Source organism: Paenibacillus foliorum (assembly GCF_013141765.1).
GTDB lineage: Bacteria > Bacillota > Bacilli > Paenibacillales > NBRC-103111 > Paenibacillus_S > Paenibacillus_S foliorum.
This window is the reverse complement of the sequence record NZ_WHOD01000106.1, coordinates 33667-52542: the sequence shown is the minus strand read 5'-3', so window position 1 is coordinate 52542 and position 18876 is coordinate 33667. Positions and strand designations below refer to the sequence as shown.

20 protein-coding genes and 1 riboswitch are annotated in these 18876 nt (G+C 44.6%); of the genes, 11 read left to right on the top strand and 9 right to left on the bottom strand.

The window, feature by feature from the left end:
* Positions 1-104 precede the first annotated feature (104 nt).
* The gene (locus GC093_RS28725) at positions 105-1007 is read left to right on the top strand and encodes a LysR family transcriptional regulator (protein ID WP_171655374.1); all 903 of its coding nucleotides are present in this window, start codon (positions 105-107) and stop codon (positions 1005-1007) included.
* 1 nt (position 1008) lies between these two features.
* Here the strand turns inward: GC093_RS28725 and GC093_RS28720 are convergent, their stop codons facing one another.
* The 6 genes from GC093_RS28720 to GC093_RS28695 form a co-directional block, all read right to left on the bottom strand.
* Positions 1009-1389: a PilZ domain-containing protein gene (locus tag GC093_RS28720; RefSeq protein WP_171655373.1), complete on the bottom strand. Its 381-nt coding sequence runs from the start codon at positions 1387-1389 to the stop codon at positions 1009-1011.
* 124 nt (positions 1390-1513) lie between these two features.
* Positions 1514-1951: a hypothetical protein gene (locus GC093_RS28715; protein ID WP_171655372.1), complete on the bottom strand. Its 438-nt coding sequence runs from the start codon at positions 1949-1951 to the stop codon at positions 1514-1516.
* Positions 1952-1993: 42 nt separating this feature from the next.
* Positions 1994-3454: a metallophosphoesterase family protein gene (locus GC093_RS28710; protein WP_171655371.1), complete on the bottom strand. Its 1461-nt coding sequence runs from the start codon at positions 3452-3454 to the stop codon at positions 1994-1996.
* A 33-nt stretch (positions 3455-3487) separates the two neighbouring features.
* Positions 3488-3907: a hypothetical protein gene (locus tag GC093_RS28705; protein ID WP_246315579.1), complete on the bottom strand. Its 420-nt coding sequence runs from the start codon at positions 3905-3907 to the stop codon at positions 3488-3490.
* Positions 3908-3985: 78 nt separating this feature from the next.
* Positions 3986-4546 carry a hypothetical protein gene (locus GC093_RS28700; protein WP_171655370.1) on the bottom strand — a complete coding sequence of 187 codons (561 nt, stop codon included), beginning with the start codon at positions 4544-4546 and terminating at the stop codon, positions 3986-3988.
* 92 nt (positions 4547-4638) lie between these two features.
* Positions 4639-5655 (bottom strand): metallophosphoesterase family protein, encoded by a 1017-nt coding sequence (locus tag GC093_RS28695; protein WP_171655369.1) that lies wholly within the window; start codon positions 5653-5655, stop codon positions 4639-4641.
* Between the two features lie 161 nt (positions 5656-5816).
* Between GC093_RS28695 and GC093_RS28690 the strand changes: the two genes are divergently transcribed.
* Positions 5817-6326, top strand: coding sequence for a DUF6886 family protein (locus GC093_RS28690; RefSeq protein WP_171655368.1), 510 nt, complete (start codon positions 5817-5819; stop codon positions 6324-6326).
* Positions 6327-6476: 150 nt separating this feature from the next.
* Positions 6477-6522, top strand: a riboswitch (PreQ1 riboswitch).
* Between the two features lie 8 nt (positions 6523-6530).
* Entirely contained in the window at positions 6531-7229 is a 699-nt protein-coding gene (locus tag GC093_RS28685) for a queuosine precursor transporter (protein WP_171655367.1), read from the top strand.
* 10 nt (positions 7230-7239) lie between these two features.
* Here GC093_RS28685 and GC093_RS28680 read toward each other — a convergent pair whose 3' ends face one another.
* From GC093_RS28680 to GC093_RS28670, 3 genes are read right to left on the bottom strand one after another with little or no spacing between them, the layout of a single operon-like run.
* Complete coding sequence (locus GC093_RS28680; RefSeq protein WP_171655366.1) at positions 7240-8394, bottom strand: Ger(x)C family spore germination protein; 1155 nt, start codon at positions 8392-8394, stop codon at positions 7240-7242.
* Position 8395: 1 nt separating this feature from the next.
* Positions 8396-9874, bottom strand: a complete 1479-nt coding sequence (locus GC093_RS28675) for a spore germination protein (protein ID WP_171655365.1) — start codon at positions 9872-9874, stop codon at positions 8396-8398.
* Positions 9871-10965, bottom strand: coding sequence for an endospore germination permease (locus tag GC093_RS28670; protein WP_171655364.1), 1095 nt, complete (start codon positions 10963-10965; stop codon positions 9871-9873). The genes GC093_RS28675 and GC093_RS28670 overlap by 4 nt, the downstream gene beginning before the upstream one ends.
* A gap of 184 nt (positions 10966-11149) precedes the next feature.
* Here GC093_RS28670 and msrA point away from each other — a divergent pair, with 184 nt between their 5' ends.
* The 8 genes from msrA to GC093_RS28630 all read left to right on the top strand — a co-directional run bounded on the left by msrA (position 11150) and on the right by GC093_RS28630 (position 18862).
* Positions 11150-12136, top strand: coding sequence for a peptide-methionine (S)-S-oxide reductase MsrA (gene msrA / locus GC093_RS28665; protein ID WP_171655363.1), 987 nt, complete (start codon positions 11150-11152; stop codon positions 12134-12136).
* Complete coding sequence (locus GC093_RS28660) at positions 12136-12414, top strand: YciI family protein (protein WP_171655362.1); 279 nt, start codon at positions 12136-12138, stop codon at positions 12412-12414. Before msrA ends, GC093_RS28660 begins: the two co-directional genes overlap by 1 nt.
* Before the next feature lie 659 nt (positions 12415-13073).
* The gene (locus tag GC093_RS28655) at positions 13074-14096 is read left to right on the top strand and encodes a ketoacyl-ACP synthase III (RefSeq protein WP_171655361.1); all 1023 of its coding nucleotides are present in this window, start codon (positions 13074-13076) and stop codon (positions 14094-14096) included.
* A 14-nt stretch (positions 14097-14110) separates the two neighbouring features.
* On the top strand, positions 14111-15346 hold the full coding sequence (fabF, locus tag GC093_RS28650) for a beta-ketoacyl-ACP synthase II (protein ID WP_171655360.1): 1236 nt from the start codon (positions 14111-14113) through the stop codon (positions 15344-15346).
* A 226-nt stretch (positions 15347-15572) separates the two neighbouring features.
* Entirely contained in the window at positions 15573-16154 is a 582-nt protein-coding gene (locus GC093_RS28645) for an RNA polymerase sigma factor (protein WP_171655359.1), read from the top strand.
* Positions 16151-16945, top strand: coding sequence for a hypothetical protein (locus GC093_RS28640; RefSeq protein WP_171655358.1), 795 nt, complete (start codon positions 16151-16153; stop codon positions 16943-16945). The genes GC093_RS28645 and GC093_RS28640 overlap by 4 nt, the downstream gene beginning before the upstream one ends.
* A 24-nt stretch (positions 16946-16969) precedes the next feature.
* Positions 16970-17944 carry a DUF4367 domain-containing protein gene (locus GC093_RS28635; RefSeq protein ID WP_171655357.1) on the top strand — a complete coding sequence of 325 codons (975 nt, stop codon included), beginning with the start codon at positions 16970-16972 and terminating at the stop codon, positions 17942-17944.
* 159 nt (positions 17945-18103) lie between these two features.
* Positions 18104-18862 (top strand): SDR family oxidoreductase, encoded by a 759-nt coding sequence (locus GC093_RS28630; RefSeq protein ID WP_171655356.1) that lies wholly within the window; start codon positions 18104-18106, stop codon positions 18860-18862.
* Positions 18863-18876: the final 14 nt, after the last annotated feature.

The following is an 18876-nucleotide window of genomic DNA, read 5'->3' as shown; positions in this document are numbered from 1 at the left end:
CTAAATAGCCCTGCCAACTTTGAGGCGTCGGCTATATTGAGATGCTATGAGCATAAGCTGGAGATATAGAGGAGCTTTAGATGAAGGGGAGGGTGCAGGGAGCTATGGATTTGACCTATCTGCGTACATTTCGCGAGGTTGCAAGGCGGCAGAGCTTTACCAGAGCTGGGGAAGAACTAGGTTATGCCCAGTCGAGTATTACAATGCAAATTCAGAAGCTAGAGAGGGAATACGGGGTGCCTTTAATAGAGAGGTATGGACGACAGCTTCGCCTGACCCCACCTGGAGAAGAACTTCTGAAGCTGGCGGTGCAAATGCTGGATCTGTATGATCAGTCAAAGGAACAAATTGCTAATCAAGTCGGAGGTTCGATAATTATTGGCACCATCGATTCGTTAGCGGCTTATTATTTGCCGCGATATTTGCAGCAGCTGAAGCAGCAGATTTCGGGTCTAACGGTTCAACTTTTTCCAGAAAGTGAATCGGTGCTGTTAGCTAAGGTGAGGGACGGAGAATTTGATGTAGGGTTACTGCTTGATCGGTATCCTGCTGATCCATCCCTTCATTGTATTTCGGTGCGTGAAGAACCTCTGGTTCTGATTGCTCCTCCGGAGCACCCTTTGACTAAGAAACTTAATGTAGGGATTACAGATCTCGATGATATCGAATTAATCGTTTCTGAGGAGAGTTGTATTTATCGGGGGATTTTTGAAAAGCTGCTTAAGGATCATGGTATTCAATTTCGTATTGGTTTCGAGTTGGGAAGCTTAGAGGCAATCAAGCAATGCGTTGCTAACGGTCTAGGCATTGCGCTAATGCCGCTAATTGCGGCTCAAGAGGAAGTGAATCGGGGAAGAGTTGCTGTGATTCCTTTTTCTCATGAGGCTCTCCGGTTTGAGCTTCAACTTATTATCCACCCCAAAAAATGGATGTCTCAAGCACTGCTTGCTTTTATAAAGATGCTGACTGGAGAGCCTTTACGATTGCCGAGCCGAAGGGATAGTTGATCTAAACGACCTCTACTTTATTGTGAGTCGCTAAGCTTCTGATATCAGCAAGGATTTGATCTTTTTCAGAATCGATTAATTCCAATTGAATTCCGTAATAGAAGGAGTCGTCAGTTTGCTTTTGCCAGCGAATGGTTCCACGGTATTTCATGGATTGACCATCCAAGGTTAGATTGACGAGCAATTTGATCTGATTATCATTGGCATTTAAGTCTAATTTCGTATAGAGCTTACATCCGGACTTGCTTAAATCGATAATTGCAGCTATAGCGGGTTTGGCTGAGATAGGATTCTCATTGATCTGAACAATTTCAAATGTACATTCCGTTGGGCTAGTCAGCATGTATCTGAAAGGTTCTTTTCTTTTAGTTTGAGTTGCCATAATAGATCCTCCTAAAAAATATGCATGAGCAAATACTAGATTTCGATTATGTGAATAGTATAATACCTCTCTTGATTAAGGACAATGCGTTTGATTGAATCTTTATAGTAACTTAAGCATAATTTTACCAAATGAACTGTCCAGGCTTTCCATTAATGCCCTCTAGTACCTCCACTTTTAAATGATGGGGTTGAGTTTTGTCCGGATTGAAAGATTCACCTTGCGGGTCAAGGAATGAGGCCAGAGGGATGCTGGAGGGGCCGCGTGATAAAATAGGGGTTTGATAAGTGAAGTTGCTATTGAGCGTAATTGTTACCTTAGTCCAGACATAATCATTCTGGTTATCGATTATTAGATGTCGGGGTGCAAACGAAAGCGCAGCAAGCAATTGAGGTTCTGTAGCATAATGGGATTGGTTAGAGCAGCCCGCACAGAAGGAGAGGAGAGGGAGTAGGATGCCTAAGCTCAAGTACAACCATCGGTTAGCTAACAGGCTTGTTCTTATAAAATGATGTGACGGCGAGAACAGAGCTGTTGATTTGAATACGTTTGTCTTATTCATTGGGCTAACTCCTTTCCTTCTGGGGATCAAGCAATTGCAAGCTTATTTTTTGTAGGACAAGCTTAGGTCAAACCACATATCAGGCGAGTCTGGGTGGCTGGTGTGAATCTCTACGGCTAAAGTATTAGCACCCTGAACAAGAAGATTTCTATGGTTGCCCAGGGAGATTGTTTCATATAATCCTCCATTATGAGGCACGGCTAGCGAACGGTAGTCGACAAGTCCTTCGCGGATCGAATCTCGGGCAATTTCAACTCCATTCAGATAGGCGATAAAGCCGTCTTCAAATGATATATGCAGCAGCCATTCTGTAATGGCCTGGGAAGCCTCTCCTTCGTCAAGAACGAAGCTTTTGCGAAAGTAATAAGCTGGCGATTGAAGCTCGACAGCGAGCGGGGTGCGGATGCTGCGCTTCAGGGCGCTGTCCGTGGAGCGGCCGAATGGCGCGGCTGCCCAACGCCAGCTGGCGTCGTTGTACTCCGGGCTGCGCCAGTCTTCGCGCGGCAGCCGGGCCGTTGACCGGGTCGGAGTCTCCCCGGTCAGGTCAAGCCCTGGCGGCACCTCGGCGCGGACCTCTGGTCCGCCCGCGCGGTACCGCCACATGGCGCCGATGCTGATCGGCGCCCGCTCCTGCACAGCAGCCGGCTGGCGCAGCGCGGCTGCATCAAGCTCGAGCCGGTCCGCGGCGCGACCGGCCTGGTCCAAGGGCAGCGCCGCCTCCAGGCGGCTGCCCTGCCCTTGGACGATGAGCAGCCCGCCCGAAGGGCTGCTCATCGTCCACTCCGCCCAACCGGGGTGGGCGGAGCTGCGGTAACCGGCCTGCGGCCGAGCGGTTACCGCAGCTTCCGGCGCGTACAGCCGCGCGCCGATCAGCACGAGATCGGCGCCGCTCTCGGCGAGCCGATCCCATACCTCAGGCTGCATTGGATCGTGCTCCTTCTGAAGGAGCACGATCCGATGCAGCTGCGGATTCTCCGCCGCGGTTCGTTTCAGCCAATCGAGCTGCGTAGATGGCTCCTCCGCCAGCTTCGCGGAGTTAAGAAACCAGAACCGCGCTTCGCCATAATCGACGAAGTAAGCGGTTCTGCCATACCCCTTCAGCTGTTCCTCAGGGATATGGGGGAACAGCTCTCCATACTGATCTTTGAAGGCTGGAGTACCATCATCCCAAACCGGGAAAAAAAGCCGCGAAGCGGGCTTTCTGTTGGCACCAGCTTGGTTATTTGACGTATCGCCGGCTAGACTCGCTGCCCCTGCCCAAAACATAATATCTTTACGAAGCTCAAGCTGATTTTGTAATCGGCTCGGCTCTTTAACAGGCTGCTGTCCAATCAAGTAGCCAAATGTCCATGCTGGTGAACTGTTCACATTTGAGCTCTGTTCCATGACCCCTGTGAGAGGAGGCTTGGATATCAAAAGTGTAACCGTCAAGCATACAAGCAATAACATAAATAGCAATGTTATTGGAAAAGCGGTCATGCTTCCTTTACGATCACTTTCCATCCGGCCGCCTCCTTCCCTAATAATAAATATCGTTTAAGCGGGCCAGCCGAATAAGGCATGATATACAGGCGGCCAGAGGAGTACAAGCAGAATCAACATAGATGTGATAAAAGCATAGGTCCACGAACGAAGCTTGAAATCAAATCGCATCAATAGCGGAAGCAATAGCAGCCAGCTGAAGAGCCATACAGCTAAGGCAGCGGCTTGTTTTCCTGCAAAAGGTCCGATCCGATGCCCATAAGGAAGCCAAGAGCCCCATTGGAGCAGTATCGGATTGGCATGAGACGCATCCGTTACGCTCCACCAATGAGTGGCAGTAAGCGCCCCCATACCTAGAATGATAGCTGCCATCGCGGCAACAGCTTCGCCTGATCGTGGCTGCTTGGATGTCTCCGTACGCCGCGGGGTCGCAATAATTAGCTGAGGCTCTGCTTGTTCTTGATCCGTTTCCATAAATGACCTCCTTACGTGTTCTCATTGCATATGGCAGCGGATTTTTGCTTTGCATTTATTCATTCAAGCAATTCCTTCCTATGCAAGCTTCCACTTTGCGAGCACAAGGCCGAATGTAAATCCGATAAACAAACAAAACCACATAAATGTCAGTAAGATACCAACCACCCAGCGAATTTGGTCTAGCCCCTTACCGCCTGAAAATCGCCGAATCAGTACACTTGCCGCCACTCCCAGAGGGAAGGTCATTAGGCTTACAAATTCTTTGTATTCCATGATAACCCAATGTCCGAATGGGGCATGAAGCTTGAACCACTCTGAGGCACCTTCAGGAGCTTGATATCCGATATACAGCCAATTTCCTGCAACTATGGTAGCTATGGTTAGCAAATTGGTCATAAGAAGCCGCCACTCCAGCTTAGCTTTTGCAGTTTTGTTCCCTTTGGCATAGGTATAATAAGCATGCCAAGTATAGGTAGCCACTATCAAGGTTAGCGATGCTCCAAGACCATGCAGCACGCCGGATAAACGTTGGCTTCCTGGACTGAACGCATTTGCCAGTGGGATGAGCAGGAAAAAAAGGATTGCAATCATCCCTTGGGCAACCGCTATATCACGATAAGGAGAACCTTTTTTCATTATTGGTGAGCCTCCTAAGAGTTTCGCTGTAGCGAAAACTTACTTCGTAAGCATAAGCTTGATTTGTATCTTGAAATTGACTTATTGATCGTTCATCGCTCTACAGTAAACGAGTCGATCTCATTTTGCTGAAGATCATACGCTTTAAAATTCAATTTGGCGCCATCAACGTCCACGACCATGTAGTGATAGCTGGCTTTTGGACCTACAACCACTTGTTTGTTTTCTTTATTACCGGAATATAAGGGGGCTCCAGCTCCGCCAACGGTTAATTGATAAATCTTGTTTTTAAACTGATAACCGCTTCCATTAAAGGCGCTGTCTACTAATCTCCTATTGTAATTGTGTTCATGACCTACAAATACCACGCTAACCTTATACTTGTCGAGAATCGACCATAAGGCGTCACGGGAGGCTGGATCACCGTCTAGTGAGCTACCAAGATGGGCGCCGACCGGGTAGGCTGGCACATGAAACTGCACGAAAGTATGTGTTTTGTTGCTTGTTTTGAGCTGGTTTTCTAACCAGTCGAGCTGCTCCTTCTCGATTATATATTTCATTTTTGCATTGAGTCTATCGGAATTAAGTGTGATGAATCGAGCATTGCCATAATCAAACGAATATACTGTTTTTCCATATCCAGGTAGCTGTTCTTTAGGAAGCGTAGGGAATGATTGCGTAAAAATAGCTTCATCATGCTCATGATTGCCTAGTGTTGGGTACATAGATGTAATAGGATAATAATCATCAACAATATTTTTCCAATCTGCCAGTTGTTTGCCTACATCTGAACCGCCAGAAACCTGATCACCGGTAAAAAGAATAAATTGAGGTAGAGGAGACAGCTTCTTGATGTTTTCCATCAATGCACGAAGCGTTGTCTCGTTCGTTCCATTGGAAGAACCTCGGCTATCCCCCATAACTACGAACCGGTAAGGTGTATCTGCGGCTTGATCGGGTATATGTTTAGGCGCGGTAGCTTCAGTTGATGGTGGTGCTGTTTGTGGCAAAGGAGCATTGGACATACAGCCAGTCAATAAGATGAAAGCAAGAATGAGTAGGGAAAGCCAAGTTTTATATGTAAATAGGGTCATCATTTTGTTTCCCATCCTAATCCCCTCCTAAAATTGTGCCTATTATATGATATTCAATTCTCAAAGTCCAATATTAAAGTTGTGGTTTATAATAGTAGGTAATAAAGCAGATGATGAAGAAATGCAGATTTATGTATGATTCAACACTATTACCAAATAAATTGGAGGTCTGATAGATGCTCTACCATTTTAGTGAAGAACCTGTTATAGAAGTTTTCGTGCCAAGGATTAAGCAAAACAGACAAGATATGCCTCCGGTTGTTTGGGCTATTGATAAGGAGCATGAGTTTACGTTTTATTTTCCAAGAAACTGTCCGAGAATCGTCTATAAAAAATCTGAGGAGGTTAGTAAATCGGATAAAGACCGTTTTTTCGGAGATACTTCTGCTACCACTATCGTTACAATTGAGAGCCGCTGGTACAAAGAGTTGAAGAATTTTACCATTTACAAGTATGCTTTTGATGAGCAGGGCTTTGAACTGTTTGACAAAACGGCGGGTTACTATATTTCTCATCAAACGGTTAATCCCCAGGGAGTTGAACCGGTTAGTCATTTGATAGATAAACTACTAGACACAGGTATTGAACTGAGATTTACGCCTACTTTATATCCGTTAAGAGATGCAATTCTTGCATCCACTGTATTGGATTTCGGGATACACCGGTTTAATCATGCAAGGGAATGAAGCGTGTAAAAATTACTTGTACACATAGCAATGACTTTAATTAATTGCCTTGCTGCAGGTATTGCTGGTTTCAAAATACCATGGTAGAATAAACGCTTCGGTATTTTTTCTGAAGTACCGAAGAGGCTTAACCGGCGGGTCTCTATGTCGCTGGTCGCGGTTCGAAATCCTCCCGCGTAATCAAAACTAAGGAGAAAGATAAACATGTTTAATTTAGCTTGGGGTTGTACGTTCGTCATCGTCAATTTTGTGTTGTTTCTGCTCAGTTACCGGTTATTTGGCCGTAAGGGGCTGTATGCCTGGGTAGGTATCGCAACCATATTGGCCAACATTCAGGTCATCAAAACCATCGAAATATTCGGCATCGTCTTGACGCTGGGTAACTCGATCTATGCGTCGATTTATATGACCACTGACCTGTTGAATGAGAAATACGGTGCCAAAGCGGCCAAACAAGCCGTATGGTTCGGATTTTTCACCTTGTTCGCTTCGACGATCATTATGCAGATGGTGCTCGTGTTCATTCCTCAAGAGAGTGACATTTCTCAGGAAGCATTGAAGCAAATATTCGGCTTAGCTCCGCAAATAGCGCTCGGCAGTGTGTGCGCCTACTTGGTCAGCCAATTCTTGGATGTGTATGTATTTAGTGCATTGAAGCGTCGATTCCCTGCCCGCGGACAATTTTGGCTGCGTATCAACGGAAGCACCGGACTCAGCCAATTCGTTGATTCCTTGGTCTTTTGCTCAATCGCATTCTACGGTGTGTTCCCAATTGATGTGTGGTGGCAGATTCTGTTGACGACGTATGTGCTGAAGTTTGTCATATCGCTTGCAGGAACGCCAGTCTTGTATATCGCTCGCTCATTTCCTATTCGTGAGGAAGACAAACCTGCAGCTGACTAATCGGGTTCGATTAATTAGATCTTCCTTTATATTTTCCAGTATGCATGATATTCACATGAACTTCGACCTTACCCAAGGTCGATTTTTTTAATTCCAGCTTGCCTTCCTCCTGTTGTAGTTCACGCCACTTGCGGGGAGCATTTCTATACAACTCACCAAGTAAATTGAGCGTATCAGTTTGAGTCTCGAGTCCCTTTTCATACGTTGAAATCACTTCATCCCTAACTACAGTTTCAGCTAGTTTCTCCATGGCTTTAATGGAGATGTCAGACATCGTTTCATCAATATATGAGCTAACTTTAATAATAACTTTAAAACGCAATTCATTATTTTCAAAGTAATATTGTATCGAATGACGAGGTTTATATAAGATAAGCGATGCTAGCGGTTTTTTGCTGTCAGGAATATTAATAAGAGACCTTTTCATTTTTTTCTGAATCCATCTAACTCCCTTAAGGTCGTCCTCCGAAAACCATTGTGTCCTTGTATTCTTGTTTATTAAGAAGGCACCATCAATTAGAAACATAGGTGCGGTTGTTTGATCCTCTGTCCAAACCTTTTTGGTTATAGTGATTGAAGGAAGCATGGGAGTTCGTCCTAGCTCATTTATTTCAGAAATTATTTTATAGCCGTATTGGGGCGGAACAAAAGATCTTTGTGAAAAGATGTCCTCGGGGGTATCCAATATCGTGTCCAAAGGCGAAAAGTGAAATATGGACTTTTGAGAAAGAATTTCAGTTAATGGCATCTTCGTTCCATAGAGTAGAACGTTATAACGAATCTCACGGTAACGGTTAATCCCATCATAGGCTTGACGCAGCGTCTCTTTCTCTTTTAATATTTCTTCACTGCACACTATCGCCTTGACATGACCCCAGTACACTCTTAATTGTGATGTCTCGTATATGGAGGTCATAGCTTCAGAAATGGTTTTCCCGGTACCTCTTCCAATCCACACAGGCACATTTTTACCAATTTCGAAATGTTCACTCTTCGCCACATTTAAGAAGTTTAATACCTGCGCATACAAAATAATTTGGTTATCCTTATAATCGAGCCCAATAGCCGTCACATAAGCCATATTTTGAATGGGTTTGGAATCCCAACAGCCGGCTAGAGATACGAGCACTGCACAAATAAGAGCCAGTTTAGGCCATAATTTCACACTAATCTTCCCCTTGTCGGTCCGAATCTACGGTGTGTAAGGATTGAGGTCTTGTCTTATTTCTGCTCCAAGGAAGCCGAAGGATAGCTCCTAATAGCTCCTTAATAGTCAAAGGTGAGATAGGCGACATATAAGGAACTCCGAAGGATCGGAGAGTACACATGTATCCTACTAAGAGTAGGATGCCTAGGAGCAGGCCAAACATCCCTAGAAAGGACGAAATGAAAAAAAGCAAAAGTCGGATGACACTAACGGATGAGCTTAACGATTGACTGACGAGTGTCGTGCCGCTTACTGCAGTTATTGCGCCTACAACAACAACACTTGGTGAGACCAAGCCTGCCCGGATGGAGGCATCCCCTATAACTAATCCACCGACAACAGTTAAGGTTTGCCCAAGTGAATTTGGAAGTCGCAAACCCGCTTCTCTAAATATCTCTAACAGCAACAGCAAAATAAATAATTCAACCTGTCCAGAAAATGGGAGGCCAATACGCGCAGAGGAAATGGTCGCCATAAGCCGAAATGGAATCTGATCCGGATGGAATGAAGAGAGTGCCACCCATGCACCGGGAAGTAACACGGATAAGCAGAAGCTGAATATCCGAATAACGCGGGCAAATGAAATATATTGGAAGCTAAAGTAAAGATCTTCAGGCGATTTCAGTAGAAGCAAGAAGGTAGCCGGGCCGATTAAAACCATCGGGTTCCCGTCAACTATGATGACAAATCTCCCAGCAAGTAAGCTGCTGACTGCCTTATCTGGTCGACCTGTATAATCAAGCAAGGGCATAAGAGAGTACTTGGCATCTGTAATCAGCTCCTCAAGCTGGTTAATGCTGTACAGTCCGTCGATCTCAATCCTGTTGATTTTATTTTGGACTTTGCTCAATATTTCAGGGGCAATAATGTCTTGAAAATACAATAATCCGACCTTTGTTTTTGTCCGCTTTCCCAGTGTATAGGTTTCATAGCAGAGCGAATGGCTCCGAATACGTTTGCGGATTAAAGCTACGTTGACATTAATATCCTCTATAAATCCATCTTTCGGTCCTTTGATGGAAACCTCCGTGCTTGATTCCGCGGGAGTACGCTGAGGACGATTGCAAATACATATTTTGAATAAAGCATTCGTTGGGGGGAACAGCACCAGTAGATTACCTTCAAAAATTAATTCAGATATAAGTTCTGACGTAACTCTGGTTTCTAACGATAGTAATGGCAAGCTGCCGTAAGCATGGCCTTGAATTAATTCATTAAATCCATTTTGACGAAACAAACGTTCGAGCTCTGGAAGGATGAAGTCCCCGATCTGACTGGTCTGGCATAATCCATCGCTATAGATAAGAATGACTTCAGCTGATGAAGTATCATTTTCAAAACGATAGCTAATTATTTGAACATCAGCTGATTGAGGGAATAGAGCCTTTATTTTTTGCTCGTTCCAACTTTCTACGGGTTCAAGGATCTTCCCATTCATGCAATTTCCTCCTTAACCGTCTTCGAAAAAAAAGAGATGGCAATGCAAACAATCGATAAAAATAAAGCTATTGCAAGTGAGATGGGCATATAGAAGTGAAACATCCATAAATAGAAGGTATAACTATCAATAGGGAGCATCGATAGTACACCATAGCTGATAGTAATGACGAGAATAAATCGGCTTCGTTGCTTCAGATTACGAAAGGTCAATAATTCCGCAAGTAAAAATTGAGCGAAGCTAATTCGTATTACTGCACCGGATAGCCATTGGAATTCGGATAAGAAATCAACATGTTCGATATTATTGCCTAATTTCACCAACCGCCATTGCTCAAATGGAGATTCAAATTGTTTAGCAGCTTCTTCGTGTCCGAACTCTGTAATCCCGCCAATAAGGGGACCAACGGTAATATAAATCATAATTGCTCCCAAGATCATGAGCTTCCAGGGGCGTAGGGTTGATTTCAATCGATGCTGGATGGCAATGATCATAAACATCTCGATAAAACCAGCTCCAGCATAGACCATTCCATGAATGACTGGCTGCAATCCATGCTCCATTATAGGTTGGAGAAGCGTATAGTCTTTGCGTGGCTCATTTGAGAAGGAGACGAAATAGCCTAAGAGAACGACAATCGGAAGTAAGATTCCCGCACTTATGGCAATCATGCTGATGCCTGATTTGGCGTAATAATAACAAACCACACATAAAGCAATAACCAAAACGAGCTTCGGAGTGGTAGGCAAGTAATTAGTTATTGTCCATGTTGCGCTATGTAATACAGTGGAGCCTCCGATTAGGAACAGCTGTAAACAGATTGGAATTACTATCATCCACGATACCAACGGGCTAGTTTTACTGGCTAGCCAAGGCTGGAGCCTCTGTTGACCTGATTTTTTCATAAACCATACAAGAAGAGCACACCAAGGTATAAATAATACGCCAGTGAATAAAACAGAGATCCAAGAGTCTCTTCCAGAGGCATCGAGGAGCATCGGGTTCACAATGACATGATTTGTGAGTCCATTCATTAACATAAGGATCATGCAAATCTGTAAAAAGCTAATTTTATTGAATAATTTATCCATTGCCATCCACCTGAAACTATAGTTTTGTATTCGTTATATATTTCCAAGCGATATCATAAATATGCAGAGTTTTACATTTGAGCTGAATTCAAGAGCAGGTTGCTTCCTTCTCATTTGGAAATTGTATGAAAGCTTGATATGATAGGGAGTGGCAAGTCATTTCCTACAGGGTGGAGGGATACGGATGAATGATGAGATCGAAAAGAAGGGCAGTTACGAGCTAGCGACGTTTGCGGGAGGATGTTTTTGGTGCATGGTATCTCCTTTTGAGGAAATGCCGGGGATTCAGCAAGTGGTTTCCGGTTATACGGGTGGCAGCACTGTAAATCCAACGTATGAGCAGGTTTGCTCGGAAATGACGGGGCATGCGGAAGCGGTGCAGATTACTTTTGATCCACAGCTATTTCCTTATGAGAAGTTGCTCGATATTTTCTGGCAGCAAATCGACCCGACGGATGCGGGAGGACAATTTCATGATCGCGGGCGTTCTTATCGAACTGCGATTTTTTATCATAGTGATGAGCAGAAGCAGCTGGCGGAGGCATCCAAGCAATTATTGGAGCAAAGCGGACGGTTCAGCAAACCGATTGCGACAGAAATCGTCCAGGCTGGACCCTTTTACGAAGCAGAAGAGTACCATCAAGGCTATCATCATAAAAAAACGATGCATTACAAAATGTACAGAAAAGGCTCAGGCCGTGATAGCTTCATAGCCGCTCATTGGAACACTGTGAAGGATAAAGAGCAGCGGAGAGAGAAGCTGACTCCTATTCAATATGAAGTGACGCAAAACAATGCAACGGAGCCTCCGTTCCAAAATGAGTTTTGGGACCATAAAGGTGAAGGCATTTATGTAGATATCGTATCTGGCGAGCCGCTGTTTAGCTCCCGTGATAAGTTTGACTCCGGCTGCGGTTGGCCGAGCTTCACCAAGCCGTTGGTTGCATCGAATGTGAAGGATAAGCAGGATCTCAGCCACTTTATGATTCGGACTGAAGTACGCAGTCGAGAGGCGGATTCCCATCTAGGCCACGTGTTTAATGATGGTCCCAAGTCTGAAGGAGGCTTGCGTTACTGCATCAATTCTGCGGCACTGCGTTTTATACCGAAGAATGAGCTTGAAGCGGAAGGCTATGGTTCTTATCTTGAATTATTTGGAGGAAAAATTTGATGAAATATTATGCCGTTTTTTTACCTATTATTAATATTGAGAAAAGCCAGCAGTTCCGCCCGCAGCATCTTGAATTTTTAGAAAAGGGCCGTAATGAAGGCAAAATTTTTGCTAATGGGAAGTTTTCTGATGGATCTGGAGGATTAGTTATTTATATTGCCGAATCAACGGATGAGGTTGTGGAAACAGTCAGACAGGATCCGTACGTATCCAGCGGTGCAAGAGGCTATGAAATACATGAATGGGAAATGGTTACGAGAGCCATCCTTCCTCAATAAAAGAGTATTATTTCATTATCCATATTGAATGAGCGGAGAACCGATCCCAAGCGTATGACAGTACGTAAGGGGTCGGTTTTTTGGGTTAAATAGAGTGTCAGCTGTAAACTTTGCTTCGCTCAAGTTTAACAAACGCACATGTCTCCAAGGACTGCGCAGTAGCTTATATTTGGGATGAATGGAGATGATAGGGAATATGCAGCTATTAGTACCTTTGCGGAACCAAAAGTTCCGCTAATTAATCTGGATAGTCCAATTATCCCGAATAGCGGAGCTCGTTCTTCCTCTATGTAGGGGAATTGGGGATATTTGCATGTGGAGCCGAAGAGATAACGGAACAAATGATGCTTTATTTCACCTGTTGTATGATCTTTTTTGAAAATAACGGAACGAGCGCTTCCTCTATGACCTCGAACCACGGATTCAGCAGCTATGGTTAAAACATATTCAGGTTTCCTTGAGATCTCTTAAACGCGAATCATCCGATTAACAACTTCAAAAGCACCTATAATCCCACTTTCAACCCTCCAGAAGTTCAAATGTATATGGGTTACTCATCTGTTTATCTTTGATTGACAAGGACAAGCTATGGAGGCTATACTGAAGTAAATTAGTACTAGGTACTAATACTAGATAACAATACAGAGGAGAGTAGAACTATGTATCTACAAAAAGCCCGTATTACAGCTATTGGCACCTATGTACCTGAACGTATATTACGGAATAAAGACCTCGAAGACATGGTGGAGACAAGTGATGAATGGATCGTTCAACGAACCGGAATTCGTGAGCGCAGAATAAGCAGCCCTGATCAATATACTAGTCATTTATGCGTGGCGGCGGTTCAAGATATGCTGCACAGATACAACAAGACGGTTAACGACGTTGATCTGATTATCGTTGCTACAAGCACCCCGGATTTTCCCTTTCCTAGTGTTGCGGCTATAGTTCAAGACCGTTTGGGTATACAAGCTGCAGCTGGAGCTATTGATCTGAGTGCGGCCTGTGCAGGCTTTGCCTATGCGCTGCATACCGCCCACAGCTTCATTGCATCTGGGCTTCACCGCAAGATTCTGGTTATCGGAGCCGATACGATTTCGAAGATAACGGATTACACTGACCGCACAACCTGTGTGTTGTTCGGGGATGGAGCCGGTGCGGCATTAGTGGAGCAGGATGCTGAGCATTCAAGCTTTGAGGCCTTTCATTTGGGAACAGAAGGTAAAGGCGGCGGCCATGTTTACCGAACCGGCCTAGCCAACAAGCTGAATGGTGTGGAGCTTAAGGACAGTCAATTACTTGTGCAAAATGGCAAGGAAGTGTTTAAGTGGGCGGTCCGTACGGTTCCAGAGGGGATGAAGGCACTGCTTGAAAAAGGCGGGCGGAGCATGGATCAGGTAGATTGGTTTATTCCGCATAGTGCTAATCTTCGTATTATTGAGCCTGTATGTGAGCGAAGTGGTGTCCCCATTGAACGAACTCTTTACAGCCTCGTGCAGTTCGGCAATACTTCAGCGGCAACCATTCCGCTTTCACTTGATTTGGGGATTCGGGATGGCAGAGTAAAGAATGGAGACCGGTTACTGCTCTACGGATTTGGAGCCGGACTCGTACAAGCCGGCTTGCTGCTAAAGCTTCAGCTAGATCCGCAAATCAATGAGCCTTTAATATCTTATCAATAAGGAGCTGTATCTATATGTCAAGACGTGTAGCCGTTACAGGTTTAGGAGTTATTTCCCCATTGGGGTCGGATGTGACATCCTTCTGGAGTCGTTTAATTCAGGGAGAATCAGGAATTTCACGTATTGAGGTGTTTGATCCATCGTCTTTCGCCACACAAATAGCGGGTATTGTAACTGATTTTCATCCCGAGGCTTACTTTGAGCCCAAGGAGCTGCGGCATATGGACCGTTTTGTACAATTTGCTGTAGCGGCGGGGAAGCAGGCTTTGAATCATGCGGATTTAAGGATCACAGAACAAAATGCGTACCGCGTAGGAGTATCCATTGGAACTGGGATTGGAGGTATTCAAACCACACTCGATAATCATAAAACTATGCTGGAAAAAGGGGCTCGACGTATCAGTCCATTTCTCATTCCTATGATGATCGCTAACATGGGATCAGCCCAGCTATCTATTCAATTAGGGGCTAAGGGACCAAATACAACACCTGTTAATGCTTGTGCTTCCGGAAATAATGCAATCGGGGAGGCCTTTCATCTTATTCGATGCGGCGCTGCGGATGCAATGATAGCAGGTGGAGCGGAGTCTCCAATAAATGAATTATCCTTTGGAGGCTTCTGTAATATGAAAGCTATGTCCACTCGTAATGACGAGCCGCAGCAAGCCAGCAGACCGTTCGATGCAAATCGCGATGGATTTGTGATGTCAGAGGGTGCTGGGGTACTTGTTCTAGAAGAATGGGAGCATGCCCAGGCAAGAGGAGCCACAATTCTCGCGGAGATTGTTGGCTACGGTCAGTCTGCAGATGCTTATCATATAACAGCACCTGATCCCGAAGGAACGGGTAATGCATGGGCTATGAAAGAAGCGCTTAGGGATGCTGGTGTGCAGCCTGAGGAAGTGGACTATATTAACGCCCATGCAACTGGAACACCGCTTGGCGACGGTGCAGAGATTAAAGGTATCAAGCGTGTATTTGGTCAACATGCCTACAAGTTGAAGGTAAGCGCGACAAAGTCGGCGACGGGTCATCTGTTCGGTGCTGCCGGAGGGTTGGAGGCTGTTATTACGGTAAAAAGCTTAATGGACGGGATGATTCCTCCAACAATCAACTATGAAACACCAGACCCAGAATGTGATTTGGATGTGGTGCCAAACAAGGCTGAAGCGTCCCCGATTCAGGTGGCCATCTCCAATGGGTTCGGCTTTGGTGGACATAACGCAGTTCTCGTGTTTAAAAAAGTTTAATCTTCAAGCGGCCTGCCACCGCAGCGACAGGCCGTGTAAACCCAAATATCCTGTGAGCCGAGCGAAGCCTTGAACCCCGTTGAAGCTTTTCGCGTAGTAATTTAAAGATGATCAATTTGTTAAATATGAGATTATTCTCCAAATTTAACGCGAAAACGTGTAAGATAGAGCTTAAGTCTTAAAAATGGCAAATAAAGGAATGGGCTTGTGAAGCTGCGGAGGAATCATGTCGAAATCTATTTTAGTTCTATTAACCAGTGACATCAGGTCTCTCGACCCGATGCTGCAGGAGCAAGTATATGAACAATTTTACCGCCTAGTATACCCTAAGATTATGTACTTGGTAAAAGATCATCCGGCAGCCGAGGATATTATTCAAGATACTTTCATCAATCTGATCCGAAAAAGCCCTCATAATGTGGATGAAGGAAGAATGATAGCCTGGTTGCGAACGGTCGCATATAACGCAACGATTAGTTATTTACGAAAAAATAATAAAAAGCGGAACGAACTTCTATCTGATGATGTCTATATAGAGAATGCTGTTTCGTTCATGAGCAGTGGTATCCCTTCAATTGAGGCTGAAGTGGAGGCCAAGCTTATGAAAGAGGCCATCGTACATTACATTCATCAATTGAAACCTATATACCGGCAAGTGATACATATGCGTTGGGTCGAGCAACTGTCCTACAAAGAAATGGCTGAACGTCTTGATGTTTCAGAGGAGAAAATTCGCCAAACATTGTTTCGATCAAGAGAGGCTATTAAACGTAAACTTCAGGATGATTGGATGGTGAATGAGCTATGAACAAGTCAGACTTTGATGCGGAGTTCGAGCGGCTGTTTGACGAAGCAGCGGCAAATAGCGGGCATTTTCCAACGGAGTCTATTCCTGATCCAGCAGGTTCTTGGCGTAGCCTGCAACAACGTTTACGAAAGGAACAGCGCAAAGTAGTCTGGATGCGTAGAGCGAAATGGGCTTCGCTTAGTGCTGCTTCATTAATGGCAGGTGCAGTGCTGTTTAGCACATTGCAGACAACCGAAGCGTTCAGACCGATGTATGAAATGGTCTATAGAGCGAAGAACAACTCGATTAATGTGAGCATCCGAAGTACTGAAAGCGTTTCGACCGAAGGAGCCAAGACTCCGCCACCACCACCGGATGATATGCTCCCTCCACCGAAGCTCGAGGACAACCGTGATTTGCCGAATGAAGGAGCCTTCCGTAGAGTGAAGGTTACTTTAGAAGAGGCCGTTTCGGCAATGCAGTTTGCTATGCCAATTCCAAGCTATCTACCTGCAGGCTACACACTTCAAGAGGCTACTATCCATATTACCTTGGGAGAGTCCAAAGCGAGTGCTGCCAAGCTCGTTTATCAAGGAAGCCAAGGAAGTGCAGACAATCAGGTTCAGATATTGGTCCGCAAACGTTCCTTTAGTGTGAATGCAGATCGTCAGGACGGTGTGCGCACATTAAGCGCTTCACCGAAGGGGGGAAGCGAACTGGAATGGAATAATCAAGATATCAATATCATTGTCAAGGCAGATTTGAATGAGAAGGAATTGAATCGGATCGGCGACGGCTTAATTGCCAAGTAATAGATTTGAGTCAAAGGAGATTATATGGACCGGAAATGGCTGCTGCTTTTTAAAGGGAACGTATTTTCCTTAACGGTAATAGTGCAGAGATCATTGTTCGAACAATATATTACAGTTCTCTCTGAACAAGTCGAGCTGTGTTTCTTAGATAGAATTGTTGTTCAACAGGTTGCGGCTGACGTATTTCTATGGGCAGCTAAGCACAGGCGTTACTTTGGAGGGCTGGATGAGGAGCAAATAGTCGGCAAACTAAGAGAGCTCACAAGGCTGCGCATCTGTAAACTGAAGCTTGTATCTACAACACTTCCAAGTGAGCAACAGTGTAGTTCCACTGAATTAATGATGATGCTTGCTGGAGCTTGGAAACAAGTCTCCAAACGGATACAAAAACAGAGAAGACAGCGATTAATTAGTACGCGTCTCGGTTCGGTAGGCTTTATGGTCACCGCACTTGTGTTAGGTGGATTAATATTTGGAATGGTTGTGACGACAGCATCGGTTACGGGTACACTGGTTTCGGCCTCTACAGGAATATCATCCTCGAACGGATCTGCAGATGCGAATCCAGTCGTAGAAGGGCCAGTTACGCTCACGGAGTTGAATCTCAGAGAGCAGGAAGTCAAGAAATACGCTGATTTTAAGATGTTTGTTCCGGCCTATTTGCCTCAGGGCTATACTTTTGATAATGGATTGGCGTGGCTTCGGCAGGGGCAGAGGAAGTCGGATCACACCATGCTGGTGTATACGAATGATAAGAAACATTTATTGCGGGTGTCCTATTATAAGCTTCATAAGAACGGTGTACTTACTACAGGTTCGTTTGGGCCGGAATCGAGTAAAGAAGTATTTATCCGCGGAACAAAAGCACTGCTTATCACATCGTTAGGTGAAAATAATTTCGTGAAATTAAATTGGACAGAGAATGACACCTATATAAGCATCTCCGGCAGGGAGCTCGAAGAAGCTGAACTAGTAAAAATAGCTAAAAGCTTAAAATAAAGCTGAAGCCCTATCTTTACTGTAGCACCATGGGTTTCCAAGTTATTGAAAAAGTATTTCTATAAGTGACATGTTTAAATAGGAGGCTTTTGAGGCATATTCTAGATGGAAGATAAGTCTTCAGGTGCGAATGATGCTGATTGATTTGGAGGGATTGGAATGAAACTTCAAGATAAGGTTGCAGTGGTGACGGGAGCCGCTTCAGGTATGGGAAAAGCCATTGCTATTCTCTATGCAAAAGAAGGCGCTAAAGTGGTTGTATCCGATATTAATTTAGACTCAGCTAATGCAACAGTAAAAGAGATTGCATCTAGTGGTGGGACTGCTATTGCTGTAGCTGCGAATGTTGCAAAAGAGGAGGACATTCAGAATTTAATCGATACGGCTGTCAGCACTTATGGTACTTTAGATATTTTAGTTAATAATGCTGGAATAATGGATAATTTTGTTCCTGCCGCTGACTTAACCGATGAGCTTTGGGAAAGAGTATTTGCTATTAATACAACTGGACCCATGCGCGCTATAAGAAAGGCACTTCCAATATTTACTGAAAAGGGTAAAGGAGTCATAGTTAACATAGCTTCAGCCGGTGGCTTGATGGGTTCAAGAGCAGGAGCCGCGTATACATCAGCCAAACACGCAGTTGTAGGATTAACTAAAAATGTAGGATTTCAATATGCGACACTTGGAGTTCGTTGTAATGCTATTGCTCCAGGTGGAGTAAACACTAATATTAGCACATCCATTAATAAACCCAATGCGTTTGGAATGGAAAGAGCGATGGCTGGAATGAGCTTAAACCCAAGAGCCGGTGAACCAGAAGAGATTGCTAAGGTTGCATTATTCCTTGCATCAGATGATTCGAGTTTTGTTAACGGAACAGTAGTAACTGCAGATGCGGGCTGGACTGCTTATTAAATCCGTTATTTCAA

Coding starts and splice junctions, on each gene's coding strand:
- GC093_RS28725 (WP_171655374.1), top strand. CDS start 105: ATGGATTTGACCTATCTGCGTACATTTCGCGAGGTTGCAAGGCGGCAG.
- GC093_RS28720 (WP_171655373.1), bottom strand. CDS start 1,389: ATGGCAACTCAAACTAAAAGAAAAGAACCTTTCAGATACATGCTGACT.
- GC093_RS28715 (WP_171655372.1), bottom strand. CDS start 1,951: ATGAATAAGACAAACGTATTCAAATCAACAGCTCTGTTCTCGCCGTCA.
- GC093_RS28710 (WP_171655371.1), bottom strand. CDS start 3,454: ATGGAAAGTGATCGTAAAGGAAGCATGACCGCTTTTCCAATAACATTG.
- GC093_RS28705 (WP_246315579.1), bottom strand. CDS start 3,907: ATGGAAACGGATCAAGAACAAGCAGAGCCTCAGCTAATTATTGCGACC.
- GC093_RS28700 (WP_171655370.1), bottom strand. CDS start 4,546: ATGAAAAAAGGTTCTCCTTATCGTGATATAGCGGTTGCCCAAGGGATG.
- GC093_RS28695 (WP_171655369.1), bottom strand. CDS start 5,655: ATGGGAAACAAAATGATGACCCTATTTACATATAAAACTTGGCTTTCC.
- GC093_RS28690 (WP_171655368.1), top strand. CDS start 5,817: ATGCTCTACCATTTTAGTGAAGAACCTGTTATAGAAGTTTTCGTGCCA.
- GC093_RS28685 (WP_171655367.1), top strand. CDS start 6,531: ATGTTTAATTTAGCTTGGGGTTGTACGTTCGTCATCGTCAATTTTGTG.
- GC093_RS28675 (WP_171655365.1), bottom strand. CDS start 9,874: ATGAATGGGAAGATCCTTGAACCCGTAGAAAGTTGGAACGAGCAAAAA.
- GC093_RS28670 (WP_171655364.1), bottom strand. CDS start 10,965: ATGGATAAATTATTCAATAAAATTAGCTTTTTACAGATTTGCATGATC.
- msrA (WP_171655363.1), top strand. CDS start 11,150: ATGAATGATGAGATCGAAAAGAAGGGCAGTTACGAGCTAGCGACGTTT.
- GC093_RS28660 (WP_171655362.1), top strand. CDS start 12,136: ATGAAATATTATGCCGTTTTTTTACCTATTATTAATATTGAGAAAAGC.
- GC093_RS28655 (WP_171655361.1), top strand. CDS start 13,074: ATGTATCTACAAAAAGCCCGTATTACAGCTATTGGCACCTATGTACCT.
- fabF (WP_171655360.1), top strand. CDS start 14,111: ATGTCAAGACGTGTAGCCGTTACAGGTTTAGGAGTTATTTCCCCATTG.
- GC093_RS28645 (WP_171655359.1), top strand. CDS start 15,573: ATGTCGAAATCTATTTTAGTTCTATTAACCAGTGACATCAGGTCTCTC.
- GC093_RS28640 (WP_171655358.1), top strand. CDS start 16,151: ATGAACAAGTCAGACTTTGATGCGGAGTTCGAGCGGCTGTTTGACGAA.
- GC093_RS28635 (WP_171655357.1), top strand. CDS start 16,970: ATGGACCGGAAATGGCTGCTGCTTTTTAAAGGGAACGTATTTTCCTTA.
- GC093_RS28630 (WP_171655356.1), top strand. CDS start 18,104: ATGAAACTTCAAGATAAGGTTGCAGTGGTGACGGGAGCCGCTTCAGGT.